The following is a 16,862-nucleotide window of genomic DNA, read 5'->3' as shown; positions in this document are numbered from 1 at the left end:
TTCTGCGGCGCCGACGGCGGCTCCTCTGGCAGGCTGGGAGGGCACCTCGCTGGTCCGGGGTGCGGGTCACGACGTCTCATCCGATGCTGCTCCGGCACTGCTCCACGTCGGAGCCCAGGACAGGTACCAGGGGAACGCGATGCCGGTCGCGCAGCTGCGCAGGTCGAGCCGGATGGGGTCGTGGGCGACGGCCGACTCCGACGACCCCCGCGTCCTCCACTGCGTCTTCATCGCGCTCCTCCTCGTCGAGCTGGGCGTCAGGGCGAGCTCGGGCAGCAGTCCCTCGGGAGCAGCCACCGGGGTCGCGCTCGCGGCCGCCGTCGCCCTCACCACGGTCGTGCTCATCCCGTGGGCCCGGCTCGGCGCTTCCAGCCGCACGGCTCTCCTTGCCGTCACCGCCGTCGTCGACATCGCCCTGATCGGCGCTTCGTCCGCGACGACGAGGGAGAGTCTCGCGGTCGTCCTCGTCGGCATGCCGGCGCTGTGGCTCGGTCGAGCAGGACGGCGTGGCGTCGTCGCGTGCGCGGCGGCCAGCCTGACCTTCCTGTCGGCGCCGGCACTGGCGACCTACGGACCGACGCCCGCGGCGATCGTCGGCGGGGCCCTGCCCTCCCTGCTGGCTGCACTCGTGGCGGCCTCCAAGCTCACCGCCCTGCGCTCGGCGCAGTACGAGCGGATCGTCGTCGACGCACTGCTGTCCAACACGGAGGCCGGCGTCCAGCTGGTCGACGGCAGTGGCAGGACCCTCAGGGTCGCGGGTCGCGTGCCCGACGTCACCACCCGGGCCGCCGCCGGAACGTCCCCCCACGCTGCCCACGCTCGCAGCGTCATCGCCCGTGCGGAGGCAGGCGAGCGGATGGTCGACGAGCTCGTGAGGTGGGGGGACGAGGCAGCGCCGTCGGCCTACCTGCTGTCCTCGTGCCCGGTCCATGCGCCCGGCATGTCCGGCGCCACGGTGCTGACCTGGTCGGACGTGACGAAGCTGTCGGCGGCGATCGACGCACAGTCGGACGTCGTCGCCAAGGTGACCCACGACGTACGGTCTCCGCTTGCCACCATCATCGGCTACCTCGACCTCCTCAGCGAGGCGGACCTGGAGGAGGGCCAGCAGGAGATGGTCGCGTCGATGCGACGCAGCTCGGATCGAGCCCTCCGGCTGGTCCGCGACCTCCTCACCAGCACCCAGGCCGGCACCCACCGGTTGGCGATCTCGCCCGCCCCGACCGACCTGGTCGAGATCGTGACGAACGCGGTCCGTTCGGCCTCCCTCCACGCCGAGTCCTCGGGAATCCGCACGACGTGCTCGATGCCGGACTCGCTCGTCGTCCCCGTCGATCCCGTGCGCATGGGACAGGTGATCGAGAACCTGCTCTCGAACGCCATCAAGTACTCGGGGCGGGGCGGGTCGATCCACGTCGGTCTCGACGAGCAGCCGACGTCGGTCCACCTCACCGTCAGCGACACCGGGCGCGGGATCGCCGAGACCGACATCTCCCGGCTGTTCGACCCGTACTTCCGAGCGGAGCAGGTCGTCGACTCCGGCATCCCGGGCACCGGCCTGGGGTTGAGCATCGTCGAGGACATCGTCGAGGCGCACGGCGGGAGCCTCCGCGTGGAAAGCGTCCTGGGCGAGGGCTCGTCGTTCACCGTCGACCTGCCCCGCGCCCTCGCTCCGACGGACGCTCCGGTCACGGGACGAGCGGGCGACGCGAGCTCGTCGACGACGCCGTGATGCGCCGGAACGAGGGCGCCGCAGGTCAGACGTCGTTCCAGTAGGCCACCAGGGACTCGAACCCTGAACCAGCGGATTAAAAGTCCGATGCTCTGCCCATTGAGCTAGTGGCCCTCGGTGGGCCCCACGCCGTGGCGCCCACCGCCTCCCAGTCTCTCAAGACCCGGCCGCCGCCGCGACCCGCGGGTCCACCGCGTCGAGCACCCGTCGGGTCGCCACGACGAGGGCGGATGCGGCGAAGGTGTCGGCTCCGGCGTGCTGGCGCTCGCGCACCGCGTCGGCGAAGCGTGCGACGGCGGCGTCGGCCGCGCCGTACGCCGGCTCGCGGTCGTCCCCCGTCGCCCGCAGCACCGCGGCGACGGCGACGAACGCGTCGGCGGCCGCGGGGCGCAGCAGCGGCCCGAGCGCGACCTCGTCGCGGTCGGCGTGCTCGTCGCGGGCCAGGGTCCGGAGGATCTCCTCCACCTCGTAGGACAGCCAACCCAGGGCCCGGCCCTGCGTCACCGTCGACCGCGCGGAGTCCTGCCGCCGGCGGGCGCGCCAGTTGGCCCGCTGCGCCTCGGCGGCTCGCGCCACCAGGCTCTCGAGGGTGCGGGCGGGGGTGACGAGGTCCCGGGCTCGTCCCTCCCACTCGGCGGACCGGGGCAGCGACTCCTGGCGCAACCCGTCGGCGAGGTCGTCGAGCTGGTCCGCGAGCAGGGCGCGCAGCTCGGCCTGGGCGGCGTCGGCCGTCGCGAGCGGCAGGGAGGGCAGGACCACGTTGACCAGCACCCCGACGGCAGCGCCGACGGCGGTGAGGCCGAGGTACCCCAGCACGTATCCCCCGGGGTCCCCACCCCCGATGAGCAGCACGAACAGCGCCGACACCGGCACCCACGACGCCATCGCCCCGAGCCGCCCCCACCACGACAGCAGGCTGCCGGACGCCACCACCGCGGCGATCCCGGCGAGCGTCGGCACGGAGGTCATCGTCACCGCTACGGCGAGCGCCGCACCCAGCCCGATCGCGACCGCCGACTGCACGGCAGTACGGACCGAGTGCACCGTCGTCGTCGACACGGTGACGACCGCGCCGAGCGGCGCGTAGTAGGCGTAGTGCGACGCCACCCCGCCCCACGGTACGACGGCGAGGTAGGCGAGCACGGCGGCGACCGCGGCCTTCGCCGCGACGGCGGGCGCGGGGTGCAGCGCGAGGTCGGCGAGCGGGCGGGGCAGTGGCACGGCGCGCCGGTACCCACCCGCGGACCACCACCCCGGAACGACGAGGACCCGCGCCGACGGGGGAGGCGACGCGGGTCCGGATCCGGGGGGTGGTGGCCGAGTCTCGGGTCTCGGCCACCACCTGAGGTCCAGTGTGGCACCGCGGCGGTGAGACGTCCCGCGAATCGCGGCAACTCGGCCCGACCGGTCTGCACCACCCCGTCGGCGCGTCGCTCGGGGATTCCTTCGCGCGGCAACCCGCTCACCACGTAGTTTCTGCCCATGAGCAATCCACAGGACGGCGGGGACCGGCCCACCGACCTCCGGAGCCGCTGGCTGGAGATGCGGGAGCGCCGGCTCGCGCGCAGCGGTGCCCCCGAGCAGCCGGCCGCCTCCGCTCCCGTGGAGCGTTCCGAGGCGCCCGCCCCCACCCCGGCGTACGCCGCGGGCGACGCCCCCGCCGACCACGAGCCCGTTCCGGTCGAGCCCGAGAGCGTCGAGCCCGAGAGCGTCGAGCCGGAGCCGGAGCCGGAGCCCGAGCCCGAGCCGGAGGTGGCACCGCAGCACGCGGCGGCTGCCTCGGTGCTCGCGGCGTTCCGCGACAGCGACGAGGCGCGCGGCGCCACGACGCACGGCCCGGGACCGGACGTGTTCACCGCGAGCGGTCCCCTGCCGTCCCTCTCCCCCGCGGCGACCGCCGACGACGAGGCCCGCGCCCGCGACGCCGACGAGCCGCTCCACACCGGGGATCCCGTCGACCCGCTGACCGGACCGATCGAGCTCGTCGGTCTCGACGACGACAGCCCGCTGGGTCGCGACGAGCCCGGGCCCGAGCCTGCCCGCGACCCCGAGACCGCTCCCCCCGCGCGGCCCGACGCCGCACCCCCGGCTGCGGTCACCCACAACGCGGCCGCCGCGTCGGTGCTCGCTGCGCTGCGGCCCTCGGAGCCCGCGCCCGTCCCCGACCGGGATGACCACCCGGAGGACGGACCGGCTGAGGTCGACCTCTACCCCGGTCGGGACGCGGACCCCGCCAACCCCCCGCTCCCGCCCGAGGACACGGCGGGCCGCCACGTCAGCACGGCTCCCCCGCCGAGCACCTCCCACGACATCGCCCAGTCGGTCGTCGCGGCGTTCCGGCGCCCGGAGCCCGAGGGCGCGCCGGAGACCGACCCGAAGACCGCCACGAAGACCGAGCCCGACACCGACCCGGAGGGCGACGCTCCCAGCGCGACGGCCGCGGCCTCTCCCCTCGTGGCGGCGGCGCGACGCGTCGAGGAGGAGCGGGCCGCAGCGGCGGCCCGTGAGGAGGCCGCGCGCGCGGAGACCGCCGCGGAGGCACCCGAGCCGGTGGGCCGACGTACCCGGGACGAGGCCTCCCGACCGACGGAGGAGCGCACGCCCCTCCGCGTCGAGTTCGCGTCGCCGCGCACGGGGCAGGTCACGGCGACCCTGCTCATCGTGGCGGGACTGCTCGTGACGGCCGGGATGGCGTGGGTCGCCTACGACACCCGCGACGTGGCCGACGCCGCGCTCGCGGGGGTCGCTGCCGTGCTGACGCTCGTCGTGTGGGCCGTGCGCGCCGGCTCAGCGCCCACCACGGTGGTCATCGACCGCGGCGTCCTCCACATCACCCGGGCCACCAGCACGTCGTCCTTCGACCTCACCAACGTCCAGCTCGACGTCGAGGAGCACGGCACCCCCGGTCAGCGGGGCTGGCGCCTGGAGATCCACCGCCGCAGCCTCGGGCCGGTCACCATCGACCGCACGATGGTGGACCCGGTGGCGTTCATGCAGGCGGTACGTCGCTACCGCCGCGACCTCTGAGCGCACGCTTCCCGGCGGCGGGCGGGGCGCCCGGAGGGGCCACCGTCGCCGCGGCGATCGCCGTCGTGATGGGGACGCTCGCCACGAGACCGATGGCCGAGGCCAGGGTGCGCACGACCTCCTCGCTCAGCATGTCGGAGGAGAGCACGTCGGCGATCGGCCGGTCGTAGAGGGAGAGCAGCAGCAGCACGCCGAGCGCCGTGCCCGCGTAGGCGAACACGATCGTGTAGATGGTCGAGGCGATGTGGTCGCGGCCGATGCGCATGCCGCGGGAGAAGATCTCGCGCCGGGTCATGTCGGGGGCGGCGGACCTCAGCTCCCAGACGGCGGAGGCCTGGGTGATCGTGACGTCGTTGAGGACGCCGAGCCCGGCGATGATGATGCCGGCCGACAGCAGCGCCTTGAAGTTGAGCTGGTCGGCGTAGAGCTGGAGGAACTCGCCGTTCTCGTCGCTCATGCCGGACAGCCGGGCCGCGCCCACGGCCCAGACACCGAGGAGCGCGGTCACGGTGATGCCGAGGAGCGTGCCCGCGAGGGCCGCGCTCGTGCGGAGCGAGGGTCCGTGGGCGAGGTAGAGGACGACGTACATGATGACGATCGAGCCGACCACCGCCACGCCGATGCCGCTCTCCCCCGCCAGCAGGCCGGGGATCATGAACCCCCAGAGCACGACGGCGGCGAAGCCGAGGCCGAGGAGCGCGAGGATGCCGCGCAGGCGGGCGATCACCGCGACGACCACCACGAAGACGATGGTCATGGCGAGCAGCGGCGCGTCGCGGTGGGGGTGGGAGAACCCGTAGACCGTCTCCGGCTGGCCCTCCACCGGCGGCACCCGCATGAGCACGACCTCGTCGCCGGCCCGCAGGCCCGAGCGCACGACGGAGGCCTCCGTCTGCACGCGGGTCTCGTCGCCCTCCTCCGGTCCCTCGCTCAGCCGGGCGACGAGGGTGTTGCAGTTCTCGGGGAAGGCCTGGTCGGCACCGCCCTCCGGCTCGGGCAGACCCGGGCCGACGGCGATGACCGGGCACGCGTCCTCGACCCGCAGGACCTCCGCGTCGACGAAGGTGACCCCCTCCGCGGCGTACTGGACGTCCTCGACGGCGTCCTCGGCCGACGGCCAGAGCGCGACGAGCCCGGCGAGCGTCCCCACCAGCACGACGGCGAGGAAGCCCAGCAGCAGCACCACGGCCCGTCGGTCGGTGCGCACCGCGCCGACCGACGGGCCGTGTCCGTGCCCGTGTCCGTGGCTCACCCGACGGCGACGCCGCGCTCGCCCGCGTCGGTCAGACGGGACTCCTCCGCGGCCTGGTTCTCCAGCTCCGCGCGACGCGCCTCGAGGGCCTCCTCGGCCTTCGTGTCGTCACGGCTCACCAGGTCGCGGGCGCCGCCCTCGAGCCGCGCGAGCGCTCGGCGGGCGAACACCTGCTGCTCCGTCATGGTGCGCTCCGAGCGGTCGCGACCGACGAAGGAGACGAACCAGCGCAGCAGCGCGGTGACGCGGTTCTTGAACCCGGTCAGGTACATCAGGTGCACCGCGAGCCACGACAGCCAGGCGATGATGCCGCTGATGCGGATCTTGTTGCCCACCATCATGACCGCACGGAAGCGGCCGATGACGGCCATCGAGCCCTTGTCGAAGTACTTGAACGGCTTCTGCGGGGCCTTGCCCTGCAGCCGGCCCTGGATCTCCGTCGCCGCGTACTTCGCCCCCTGGATGGCCACCTGGGCGACACCGGGGAGGTTGTTGAGGCTGATCATGTCGCCCACGACGAAGACCTCCGGGTAGCCCGGGAGGGTGAGGTCGGGGTTCACGCCGATGCGGCCGGCACGGTCGAGCGGGGCGCCGCTCTGCTCGGCCAGCGTCTTGCCGAGCGCGTTCGCCTGCACGCCGGCGGCCCAGATCATCGCCGTCGAGTTGATGCGCTCGGTCGAGCCGTCCTTGTACTTCACGTCGAGCCCGTCCTGGTCGACGGACGTGACCATCGCGCCGAGCTTGACCTCGACGCCCAGCTTCTCCAGCGACCCCTTCGCCGAGGCCCCCAGCTTCTCGCCGAACGGGGGGAGCACCTGCGGGGCGGCGTCCACGAGCACGACGCGGGCCTTCTCGGTGTTGATGTGGCGGAAGTCGGTGCGCAGCGTGCGGTGGGCGAGCTCGGCGATCTGGCCCGCCATCTCGACACCCGTCGGGCCGGCACCCACCACGACGAAGGTGAGGAGGTCCTGCACCTTCTCGCCGCGGGCGGCGGCGATCTCGGCGAGCTCGAACGCCCCGAAGATGCGGCCGCGCAGCTCGAGCGCGTCGTCGATGCTCTTCATGCCCGGCGCGAACTCGGCGAAGTGGTCGTTGCCGAAGTAGCTCTGGCCCGCTCCCGCCGCCACGATGAGCGAGTCGTAGGGCGTCAGGGTCTCCAGGCCCAGCACGTGGGACGTCACGATCCGCTTGTCGAGGTCGATGTCCGTGACCTCGCCCAGCAGGACCGTGGCGTTCTTCTGCTTCGCCAGCACCTCACGGGTCGGCGGGGCGATCTCGCCCTGCGACAGGATGCCGGTCGCCACCTGGTAGAGCAGCGGCTGGAAGAGGTGGTGGGTCGTCTTGGCCACCATCGTCACGTCGACCGGCGCCTTGCGCAGGGCCTTCGTGCCGAAGAGCCCTCCGAAGCCGGAACCGATCACCACGACCTTGTGCCGACCCGAGCTGCTCTGCTGGTTCATGAACCCACCCTTCCTCGCCGATGTGTGGGGCCGGTGACCATTCTTCTCCTACCTACGACACAAAGCACATCGAGCGCGGTGGTTTCGACCACATCCCGCCGGGGAAGCAGGCGCCAGATGACCGAACCCCCCGCGTCCTGCTCGGACTGACGCGCGCTTGTGACGACGAAGGTTGGCGTGATGCCGCAGAGCCGAGAGGCCGTCCGACTCGAGCCCGGCCCGACCTGCGTGCAGCAGGCCCGGCGCTGGGCCGCAGCGGTCTGCCGCGACATGGGCCGCGAGGACCTCCTCGACGCGGCCGAGCTCGGCGTGTCCGAGCTCGTCACCAACGCCCTGCTCCACGCCAGCGAGCCCATCACCGTGCGTGTCCGGGGCACGCAGGCTCACCCGCGCTTCGAGGTGTCCGACGGCTCCCGCGTGCCGCCCAGCCTGTCGGTCGCCGAGCCGGAGCCGGACCTCGGGGACGACGACGAGTTCGGCTTCCTGCTGACCGTCGGGCGCGGGCTGGGCCTCGTGGCGATGAACTCCGCCGCCTGGGGCGCCGACATCGTCCCCGAGGGCAAGGTCGTGTGGTTCGAGCCGGTGCCGGAGCCGCGGCTCGACGCCGACCTCGAGGGCGAGGTCTTCGACATCACGCTCACCACCGGCGACATCGAGCGGGTGCCGACCGTGTTCGTGCGGCTGCGCGGCATGCCGCTGCTGCCCTACCGCGACTTCCGCCGGCACTACGGCGACCTGCGGCGCGAGGTGCGCCTGCTCTCGCTGGCCCACCAGGACGACTACCCGCTCGCCCACGAGCTGTCCCGGGTGTTCGACCTCTTCGAGAACCACATCGACCACGCGGGGATCGCGGGCAGCGTCGACGCGGGTCTCGCGGCCGGGCGCTCCACCGGCGACTTCCTGCTGACGGTGGGCCAGCCCGCTGCCGACCTGTCCCACCAGATGCGGGACCTCCTCGACCTCGCGGACGCCTTCTGCCGCACCCAGCGGCTCCTGTCGCTGGCCCGCTCCGAGCAGCAGCGGGACTTCCAGCGCTGGCTGCTCGGCGAGATCTCCGCACAGGCCGCCGGCGAGGCGCCGACGCCGTGGGTCGAGCCGCGCGGCGAGTCCTGGCACGCCAGCTGACCGGCGGGGTTCACCCCCAGCCGAGGTCGTGCAGCGCCGCGTCGTCGATGCCGAAGTGGTGCGCGATCTCGTGCACGACCGTGATCCGCACCTCGTCCTCGAGCTCCGCGAGGTCCTCGCACATCGCCAGGAGCGGCTTGCGGAAGACGAAGATCCGGTCGGGCAGCACCCCGCCGTAGTCGAACCCGCGCTCGGTCAGGGCCACCCCGTCGTACAACCCCAGCAGGTCGGCGGGCTCGCCCTCCGGGGGTTCCTCCTCGACCAGCACCACGAGGTTGTCGACGAGCGCGGCGAGCTCGTCGGGGATGCCGTCGAGCGCGCGGTCGACGAGCAGCTCGAAAGCGGGACGGTCGAGGTCGACGGGCATGCGCCCATCTTCGCGGGTGGGCGGCAACGGGCCCGAAATGACCACCGCTCCGGACCTCGATGAGATCCGGAGCGGTGGTGTCGGCGACCCCGACGGGACTCGAACCCGCGGCCTCCGCCGTGACAGGGCGGCGCGCTAACCAACTGCGCTACGGGGCCTTGCTCAACCCCTGCGGTGCAGGAGCCGGTGAACCATAACGCACACTCGCTCCCGATTCACAATCGAGCTCCAGCGGCCTGGTTCGTCGCACCCCCAACCGGATTCGAACCGGCGCTACCGCCGTGAAAGGGCGGGGTCCTAGGCCGCTAGACGATGGGGGCCGGACGCGCGCCCCAGCATAGGGCGGGGCCCGGGACGCCGCCAACGAACCCCTGGACCACCCGTCGGTCGTCCGCCTGCCGAGAGATCCGATTCGTGGGGCGCCGCGCGCTGCGGTATGGTCTACCCCGCTCGGGCAGGTAGCTCAGTTGGTACGAGCGATCGCCTGAAAAGTGATAGGTCGGCGGTTCGACCCCGCCCCTGCCCACGAGCACGAAGGCCCCGCGAGATCCTCGCGGGGCCTTCGCCGTTCTCGGGGTCGGCTCCCCCGCCGTACGCCGCGGGTCAGCCCTCCGAAGTCGGCGGCAGTTCCGCGAGGAACTCTGCCACGGCGCCCACGGCCCGGAGCTCGAGTAACGCCTCATCCCCAGGAGCGCTCGCGAGGAAGCGCGCGTAGCTCCTTGCCCCCACCGAATCACGGTCTGCGAACGCTCGGCGCAGCAGTTCGATCTGCGGGGCGACCTCGGTGGCCCCGAAGGCAGGCCTCGCCGCAAAGGCAGCAGCCGCAGCAGCGGGCCCACCTGGCCAGCTCTCGATGAGCCACACGATGTCGTACGCGTCCTTCGGCTTGTCTCGCTCGTGCAGTGCTTGCACTTTCGCTACCAAGAACGCGACGGGGCCGGTGACCCTGAAGGAGAAGCGGACCCTGCCCTTGCCTCCCGGGAGCTCGATGTCGCGCTCGACGACTTCGACGTCCGACGTCAGCAGCGCACCTGCCTCCAGGGAGAGAGCCGAGAGCCTTCCTCCCATGTTCTGCTTGCCGATCGGATTCTCGGCCGCCTTCGGCCGCCAGGCGCGGCCGGCCGGTCGCCCAGGCCCAGCCGGACAGAAGAACTCGACCGTCATCGGGAAGCCGTGGCGGCGAACCCAGCGGAACGTGTCGTCCCCCTGGGCGAACTGCAGTTCTTTCAGCACGGCCTCGATCCGCTGATAGGTCCCGGTGTCACCCTCGACCAGCGCGACACTCAGACAGAGATCCACGTCTGCGGTGCCGACATGGGGTTCCACGCCCGCGTCGAGAACGGGCACCAGCAGGCTCGGCACCAACCCCCCGATCACGACGATGTGATGAGAGGCGAACCCGTTGGCGCGAAGCACGTCGGCGGCGTGGGATAGAACGAGATCCGCAACCTCCGCGTCGTACTGCCCACGATGCTGTCCGGCTGGTTCAGTCAATGGCTTGCTCCTTGAAGAGTGCCGCCGCATCGGCGTCGCGACCACCGAGACGCAGCATGTCGATCCAGATGCGCGTACGGGGCGCAACACAGACTCCGCCCGCCGTCACACGCGCCCCCTCCGCTGTCGGCGCACCGAGCCCCCCCTTGTCAGTCCACAGCTCGACGTTCATGCCACGACCAGCTTCTTCGCGCCGCAGGTCGAGGAGCGTCAGCGCCTCAACGGCATCGACGTTCGACACGCGGGCTTGGAGCACCTTGTTGGTGGTGAGCAGCGTGAACCCGAGGGCCGCAGCACCCGCGGCCCCCGTGACCCCGTAGTCGACACCAGCGCCCTCGGCGCGCTTCGCAAAACGCGTAATGAGGTCGTCCAGCGACCGCGCATAGAGGTGCCCGCCAGCGCGTTCGGGTCGGCGTCGAGCTTGATCCAGGCTCGCAAGCCACTGGAGAGCCCGGTCTCGATCGCGGAGGTAGCGACGTTGCATCGGACCACCTCCCTTCCACTCGAGCAGACGCTCACCGTCGAGGAGCTTCAGGACCTTGTGCGCCTGCCCCGTGGAGAGCGACGCGGCGTCTGCCAGCGACGCCACGGTCCACGGAGCGCCTGGCCGCTCCACCACAGTTTGGATGCCCCTGATGGCCACCACCCCCAACCCCTCAGAGGGCGCTCCCACCCTGGCGCGAGCTGCCCTTCCAGCACGCTCGACGTGGAAGTAGACACCGGGCGAAGTCACGTGGGCGGCCCCCTGCGCGTCACACCAGGACAGACCGGCCCTCTCGATTCTCGCTCGCTGGTCAGCAGTGATCCGAGAGCCGACAACGACCCACAGCGAGTCGTCGGCGTGCGCTACGCCCGGTGGCGGCCCCACCCCCGGGCCGACATCGGCGAGAGCGAGAACAACTAGCCGACGGCGTATCCCGCCGATCTCCAGCGATTGGCGCTTCCCGCGACGCACGTCGAACTCGGGTATCGATGCGAACGCGGCGACCTGCGAGGGAGTCACCTCTGGTCCCAGCCGGACGATGGCCTTCAACTCAGCACACCTTTCAGAGAAAAGTGAATAATGCGCTGGAGTGAATGGTAGCCGTTTGGTCCGCGCCATGACAGATCTGTCACGAACGGCGGTCACGCACCTCCCGGGCGGCCCGCTCGATCCCGGCCAGGCCGAGGCGCAAGGCCGCCAGCTCGGCGTCGGACAACCGCACGAGCAGCTCGCGGCGGTGCTGCACCTGGAGGCGCGCGACCTGGTCGAGCGCCCCCTCGCCGGCCTCGGTGGCCCGCAGGTGGCGCACCCGGCGGTCGTCGGGCGCGGGCTCCTGGCGCAGCAGGCCGTGGTCGACGAGACGTCCGACGAGACCGGAGACCGTCGCAGCGCTCACCCCGAGCGTCCCGGCGACGTCATGGGCCGACAGCGGCGCCCGGTAGACCGCGAGCATGAGCACCTTCAGCTGCTGCAGCGTCAGCTCGCTGGCCACGAGGGCGTCCACCCGCACGTCGGTGAAGAGGTCCTGGATCCGCACGAGGGTCGCCTCGACGGCGTCGGCATCTCGCTCGCGCTCGTCCACCCGACCAGCCTATGGTTAGCGCAAGGCTAACTGTCTCGTCGCGCCCCCTCCGCGGCTCCCGTTCCGACACCCCAGGAGCAGACCCCCGTGGGCCGACTCGCGTCCTTCTCCCTGCGCAACCGCGCACTCGTCGCCCTGACGGCCCTCTTCGTGGCGGTCTTCGGCGTCATCTCGATGGGCTCGCTCAAGCAGGAGCTCATCCCCAACCTCCAGTTCCCGGCCGTTGGGGTGGTGCTGCCGTACGCCGGCGCCTCGCCCGAGGCGGTCGAGCAGGAGGTCACCGTCCCCGTCGAGGCGGCCCTCTCCGGCGTCGACGGCCTCGAGGAGCTCGACTCGACCTCGTCGAGCGGCTCGTCGCTGGTGCTCGTGCTCCTCGAGTACGGCACCGACCTCGACCGTGCCCAGCAGCAGGTGGAGAGCGCCGTCTCCAGCCTCGACACGCTCCCCGACACGGTCGACCCGATCGTGTTCGCCGGCGACTTCGACCAGTTCCCGGTGGTGCAGCTGGCCGTCACCTCCGACGCCGACCCGGCCGTGCTCGCCGAGCGACTCGAGCGCATCGCGCAGCCCGAGCTCGAGGACGTCGAGGGCGTGCGCCAGGTGCAGGTCACCGGCGCCCCGACCGACCGCGTCGAGATCGCCCTCACGCCCGAGGCGAGCGCCGAGGGGCTCACCGGCGCCGAGGTCGCCTCCGCGCTGCAGACCAACGCCTCGCTCGTGCCCGCCGGCTCGGTCGACGAGGGCGACACCAGCCTGTCCGTCCAGGTGGGACGCACCCCGACCACCCTCGAGGAGCTGCAGGCCGTCCCGGTCACGCTCCCCGCGGGCGGCACCGCTCCGCTCGGGACGCTCGCCGAGGTGACGGTCGCGCAGACGGAGGCCACGGCGTACGCCCGCACGAACGGCGAGCCCAGCCTCGCCCTCGCGATCACCAAGACCCCCGACGGGAACACCGTCGACATCTCCCACGCCGTGGCCGACCTGCTCCCGGAGCTCGAGGAGGAGCTGGGGGACGACGCGGAGTTCACCGTCTCGTTCGACCAGGCGCCCTTCATCGAGAAGTCGGTGGAGGACCTGGCGACAGAGGGCGGCCTCGGCCTGCTCTTCGCCGTCGTCGTGATCCTCGTCTTCCTGTTCTCGGTGCGCTCGACGCTGGTCACGGCGATCTCGATCCCGCTGTCGCTGCTCGTCACGCTCATCGGGCTGCGGCTGGGCGACTACACCCTCAACATCCTCACGCTCGGCGCGCTCACGGTCGCGATCGGTCGCGTGGTCGACGACTCGATCGTCGTGATCGAGAACATCAAGCGGCACCTGTCGTACGGCGAGGAGAAGGTCACCGCGATCGTCACCGCCGTGCGGGAGGTGGGCGGCGCCATCACCTCCTCGACCATCGCGACGGCCGCCGTGTTCCTGCCGATCGGCGTGGTCGGCGGCCAGGTCGGTGAGCTGTTCCGGCCCTTCGCCGTGACCGTGGCGCTCGCCCTGCTGGCCTCGCTGGTGGTCGCGCTGACGATCATCCCGGTGCTGGCGTACTGGTTCCTGCGTGCGCCCGCCGGCAGCGTCGACGCCGCCGCGGTGCAGGCGGCCGCCGAGGAGAAGGAGGAGCGCGCCTGGCTGCGCCGCGCCTACGACCCCGCCGTCCGCTGGGTCGTGCGGCGGCCGTGGACGACGGTGCTCGCGGCCGTGGTCGTGCTCGTCGCGACCCTCGGGCTCTCGCCGTTCATCAAGACGAACTTCCTCGGCAGCAGCGGCCAGAACACCCTGACCATCACCCAGGACCTCGAGCCGGGCGCCTCGCTAGAACGCCGCGACGAGGCCGCCCGCCAGGCGGAGGACGTGCTCGTCGGGGCCGACGCCGTGGAGACGGTGCAGACCTCGGTCGGCTCGACCGACCCGGCCGCCGCCGCGTTCGGCGGCGCCGGCGGCGGCAACACCTTCGCCGTCACCCTCGACGAGGACGCCGACGCCGATGCCGTCGCCGACCGGCTCACCCGCGACCTCGAGGGCGTCGACGGCGACGTCACCGTCACGGCCGGGGACGCCGGCTTCGGGTCCGCGCTCGAGGTCGTCGTCACCGCGACGGACCAGTCCCGGCTCGAGGAGGCGGCCGAGCTCGTCACCACCGAGCTGCAGGACGTCGACGGGATCGGCCAGGTGACCTCCGACGCCGCCCCGGCCCAGCCGGTGCTGTCGGTGCAGCCGCGGCCCGAGGCGGAAGCCGCCGGCCTCACCGCCGCCGCTCTCGGCCAGGTGCTCGCCCAGGCCCTCGTGCAGCCGCCGATCGGTCAGGTGAGCATCGACGGCCAGCAGCTCGACGTCGCCCTCGTGGCGGGCGTGAAGCCGACCTCGATCGCGCAGCTCGAGCAGCTGCCGGTCGCGCCCGGCACGACGCTGGGCCAGGTCGCGGAGATCACCGAGGAGCAGGTGGCGACCGCCATCACCCGCGCCGACGGCGAGCGCACCATCACCATCACGGGCGAGCCGGACGCGGACGACCTCGGCTCCGTCACCGCCGCCGTCCAGCAGGTGATCGACGACCTCGACCTGCCCGAGGGCACCGAGGTCTCGCTCGGCGGTGTCTCCGAGGACCAGGCGGAGGCGTTCGCGCAGCTGGGCCTCGCCCTGCTCATCGCGATCGCGATCGTCTACGTCGTCATGGTCGGCACGTTCCGCTCGCTCGTGCAGCCGCTCATCCTGCTGGTCTCCGTGCCGTTCGCGGCCACCGGCGCGATGCTGCTCCTGGCCGTGACGGGGATCCCCCTCGGCGTACCGTCGCTGATCGGCGCGCTCATGCTCATCGGTGTGGTCGTCACCAACGCGATCGTGCTCATCGACCTCGTCAACCAGCGCCGCGAGGCGGGGGCGAGCATCACCGAGGCGCTGGCGGAGGGCGGCGGGAAGCGCGTGCGGCCGATCGTGATGACGGCCCTCGCGACGATCCTCGCGCTGACGCCCATGGCGTTCGGGGTGACCGGCGGCAGCGCGTTCATCTCGCAGCCCCTGGCCATCGTCGTGATCGGTGGCCTCCTGTCGTCGACCTTCCTGACGCTGCTGCTCGTGCCGGCGCTCTACCTGCTGGTCGAGCGGCGCAAGGAGCGGCGGGCCGCGAAGCGCGCCCACAATCGCGACGCACGGGCGCACGCGGCGCCGACCGCCTGACGCCCCCCGCCCGGGTCGTGTCGCGGCGGCCGCTTTGGTCGCCGCGACACGATGGGCGGCGGGGTCCGGCCAGGGCCCTCCCCCCGATCGGCGCAGGAGGCCCGAGATGACACCCGCCCAGCTGCTCGAGAACGCCTACGACCGCGTGCTCGAGAACGCCCTCGCCGCCGTGGACGGCCTCACCGAGGAGCAGCTCGCCACGCGCCCCGGCCCGGACGCGAACTCGATCGCCTGGCTCGTCTGGCACCTCACCCGCGTGCAGGACGACCACGTCGCCGACGTCGCGGGCACGCCGCAGGTGTGGACGACGCAGGGGTACGCCGCGCGCCTCGCCCTCCCGCTCGAGGAGTCCGACACGGGCTACGGCCACACGTCCGACCAGGTCGCGGCGGTCCGCGCGAGCGCCGACGACCTGGCGGACTACCTGCGGGCGACCCACGCGGCGAGCGTGGCCCACCTGCGCACCGTCACCGCCGACGACCTCGACCGCGTCGTCGACGAGCGCTGGGACCCGCCCGTCACCCTCGGGGTGCGGCTCGTCAGCGTCGCGGACGACGGCGCGCAGCACGCCGGGCAGGCGGGCTACGTCCGCGGGCTCCTGGACCTCTGAGCCGTGCCGGAGCTGCCCGAGGTCGAGTCCGCGCGCGCCGTCATCGAGCGCGCCGCGCTCGGACGCACCATCGCCGACGTCGACGACACCGACACGTGGGAGTGCCGACCCCACGCCCCCGGCGAGATCCGCGACGCCCTGCTCGGACGCTCGCTCGTCGCTGCCCACCGCCGCGGGAAGTCGATGTGGCTCACCACGTCGGGGCGGGACGGGGAGCGGGACGAGGGTCCCCACCTCGGCCTGCACCTGGGCATGAGCGGGCGGATCCTCGTGACGGCGCCCGCCGACGACGGCGAGGAGTCCGTGGGCGGCGACTACGCCGGCCGCAACGCCGACCGGCGCAAGGAGGAGTGGTTCCGCTTCACGCTGCGCTTCGAGGACGGCGGGGCGATGCGGCTGCTCGACCCGCGGAGGCTGGGGCGGGTGCGGCTCGATCCCGACCTGTCGGGGGTCGGCCCCGACGCGGGCGAGATCGGCCGCGAGGAGTTCCGCGCCCGCATCGGCCGCGGCACGGCGCCGCTCAAGGCCCGGCTGCTCGACCAGTCCGCGATCGCGGGCGTCGGCAACCTGCTGGCCGACGAGACGCTGTGGCAGGCGGGGCTCAGCCCGCAGCACCGGGTGGACGACCTCGACGAGGAGCAGCTCGACGAGCTCCGCCGCGTCCTGCGGCGCTGCATCCGCGCCGCGATCCGCCAGGGCGGCGTGCACACCGGCGAGGTCATCCCCCACCGGCGCGCCGACGGCCACTGCCCCCGCTGCGGCGCCGCGATGGTGCGCGGCGAGGTGGGTGGCCGCACCACCTGGTGGTGCCCGGTCGACCAGGTCTGAGCCCCTCGAGGTCGTGGGGCCCCCCCCCCCGGGTGCGGGGGGGGGGGGGGCCGACACCGGTCAGGTGGGGGGGGGGGGGGGGGCCGGGGGGGGGGGGGGGGGGGGGGGGGGGGGGGCCGGGCCCCCCCCGCCCCCCCCCCCCGCGGCGCTCCGCGGCCGCGGGGCCGCGGACGCGCTCAGCGCTCGGCGCTGTAGAGGACGTTCTCCTGCGAGCCGTCCCACTCGACGGCCACGCCACCA

The 16,862-nt window shown here is 72.9% G+C and carries 13 protein-coding genes and 4 tRNA genes; 7 read left to right on the top strand and 10 right to left on the bottom strand.

The features are described 5' to 3' along the window. The first annotated feature begins 139 nt into the window (after window positions 1–139). Window positions 140–1,732 carry a sensor histidine kinase gene (locus G3T38_RS19440; protein ID WP_163774287.1) on the top strand — a complete coding sequence of 531 codons (1,593 nt, stop codon included), beginning with the start codon at window positions 140–142 and terminating at the stop codon, window positions 1,730–1,732. Between the two features lie 41 nt (window positions 1,733–1,773). On the opposite strand, the gene G3T38_RS19435 is transcribed toward G3T38_RS19440, so the two are convergent. Together G3T38_RS19435 and G3T38_RS19430 are read right to left on the bottom strand one after the other, a co-directional pair. Then, window positions 1,774–1,846: transfer RNA gene (locus G3T38_RS19435), tRNA-Lys, on the bottom strand. 42 nt (window positions 1,847–1,888) lie between these two features. Continuing rightward, window positions 1,889–2,953 carry an FUSC family protein gene (locus G3T38_RS19430; protein WP_163774285.1) on the bottom strand — a complete coding sequence of 355 codons (1,065 nt, stop codon included), beginning with the start codon at window positions 2,951–2,953 and terminating at the stop codon, window positions 1,889–1,891. A 261-nt stretch (window positions 2,954–3,214) separates the two neighbouring features. Between G3T38_RS19430 and G3T38_RS19425 the strand changes: the two genes are divergently transcribed. After that, on the top strand, window positions 3,215–4,759 hold the full coding sequence (locus G3T38_RS19425) for a hypothetical protein (protein ID WP_163774284.1): 1,545 nt from the start codon (window positions 3,215–3,217) through the stop codon (window positions 4,757–4,759). Here the strand turns inward: G3T38_RS19425 and G3T38_RS19420 are convergent. Both G3T38_RS19420 and G3T38_RS19415 read right to left on the bottom strand, forming a co-directional pair. Beyond that, entirely contained in the window at window positions 4,722–5,966 is a 1,245-nt protein-coding gene (locus G3T38_RS19420) for a YibE/F family protein (RefSeq protein ID WP_338037775.1), read from the bottom strand. The genes G3T38_RS19425 and G3T38_RS19420 overlap by 38 nt on opposite strands. Window positions 5,967–6,007: 41 nt before the next feature. Further along, a complete protein-coding gene (locus G3T38_RS19415) occupies window positions 6,008–7,471 on the bottom strand; it encodes an NAD(P)/FAD-dependent oxidoreductase (RefSeq protein ID WP_163774282.1) in 1,464 nt (487 codons plus the stop codon). A 180-nt stretch (window positions 7,472–7,651) separates the two neighbouring features. Between G3T38_RS19415 and G3T38_RS19410 the strand changes: the two genes are divergently transcribed. Beyond that, a complete protein-coding gene (locus tag G3T38_RS19410; RefSeq protein ID WP_163774280.1) occupies window positions 7,652–8,596 on the top strand; it encodes an ATP-binding protein in 945 nt (314 codons plus the stop codon). A 10-nt stretch (window positions 8,597–8,606) separates the two neighbouring features. Here G3T38_RS19410 and G3T38_RS19405 read toward each other — a convergent pair whose 3' ends face one another. The 3 genes from G3T38_RS19405 to G3T38_RS19395 all read right to left on the bottom strand — a co-directional run bounded on the left by G3T38_RS19405 (window position 8,607) and on the right by G3T38_RS19395 (window position 9,283). Continuing rightward, window positions 8,607–8,963: a metallopeptidase family protein gene (locus tag G3T38_RS19405; RefSeq protein ID WP_163774278.1), complete on the bottom strand. Its 357-nt coding sequence runs from the start codon at window positions 8,961–8,963 to the stop codon at window positions 8,607–8,609. Window positions 8,964–9,047: 84 nt separating this feature from the next. Further along, window positions 9,048–9,121, bottom strand: a tRNA-Asp gene (locus G3T38_RS19400). An 89-nt stretch (window positions 9,122–9,210) separates the two neighbouring features. Continuing rightward, window positions 9,211–9,283, bottom strand: a tRNA-Glu gene (locus G3T38_RS19395). Between the two features lie 132 nt (window positions 9,284–9,415). Here G3T38_RS19395 and G3T38_RS19390 point away from each other — a divergent pair. Then, window positions 9,416–9,489: transfer RNA gene (locus tag G3T38_RS19390), tRNA-Phe, on the top strand. Between the two features lie 77 nt (window positions 9,490–9,566). On the opposite strand, the gene G3T38_RS19385 is transcribed toward G3T38_RS19390, so the two are convergent. The 3 genes from G3T38_RS19385 to G3T38_RS19375 all read right to left on the bottom strand — a co-directional run bounded on the left by G3T38_RS19385 (window position 9,567) and on the right by G3T38_RS19375 (window position 12,022). Next, entirely contained in the window at window positions 9,567–10,457 is an 891-nt protein-coding gene (locus G3T38_RS19385; RefSeq protein ID WP_163774277.1) for a nucleotidyl transferase AbiEii/AbiGii toxin family protein, read from the bottom strand. Then, window positions 10,450–11,490 carry a hypothetical protein gene (locus tag G3T38_RS19380; RefSeq protein ID WP_163774275.1) on the bottom strand — a complete coding sequence of 347 codons (1,041 nt, stop codon included), beginning with the start codon at window positions 11,488–11,490 and terminating at the stop codon, window positions 10,450–10,452. The genes G3T38_RS19385 and G3T38_RS19380 overlap by 8 nt, the downstream gene beginning before the upstream one ends. Before the next feature lie 79 nt (window positions 11,491–11,569). Continuing rightward, window positions 11,570–12,022: a MarR family transcriptional regulator gene (locus G3T38_RS19375; protein ID WP_163774273.1), complete on the bottom strand. Its 453-nt coding sequence runs from the start codon at window positions 12,020–12,022 to the stop codon at window positions 11,570–11,572. 87 nt (window positions 12,023–12,109) lie between these two features. On the opposite strand from G3T38_RS19375, the gene G3T38_RS19370 reads away from it, so the two are divergent. The 3 genes from G3T38_RS19370 (at window position 12,110) to G3T38_RS19360 (ending at window position 16,622) form a co-directional block, all read left to right on the top strand. Next, window positions 12,110–15,184, top strand: a complete 3,075-nt coding sequence (locus tag G3T38_RS19370; RefSeq protein WP_163774271.1) for an efflux RND transporter permease subunit — start codon at window positions 12,110–12,112, stop codon at window positions 15,182–15,184. 106 nt (window positions 15,185–15,290) lie between these two features. Then, window positions 15,291–15,794, top strand: coding sequence for a mycothiol transferase (locus G3T38_RS19365; RefSeq protein WP_163774269.1), 504 nt, complete (start codon window positions 15,291–15,293; stop codon window positions 15,792–15,794). 3 nt (window positions 15,795–15,797) lie between these two features. After that, entirely contained in the window at window positions 15,798–16,622 is an 825-nt protein-coding gene (locus G3T38_RS19360) for a DNA-formamidopyrimidine glycosylase family protein (RefSeq protein WP_163774267.1), read from the top strand. Window positions 16,623–16,862 lie beyond the last annotated feature (240 nt).

This window comes from Nocardioides zeae (genome assembly GCF_010686755.1).
Classification (GTDB): Bacteria; Actinomycetota; Actinomycetes; order Propionibacteriales; family Nocardioidaceae; genus Nocardioides; species Nocardioides zeae.
This window is presented reverse-complemented; position numbering and strand designations above follow the sequence as displayed.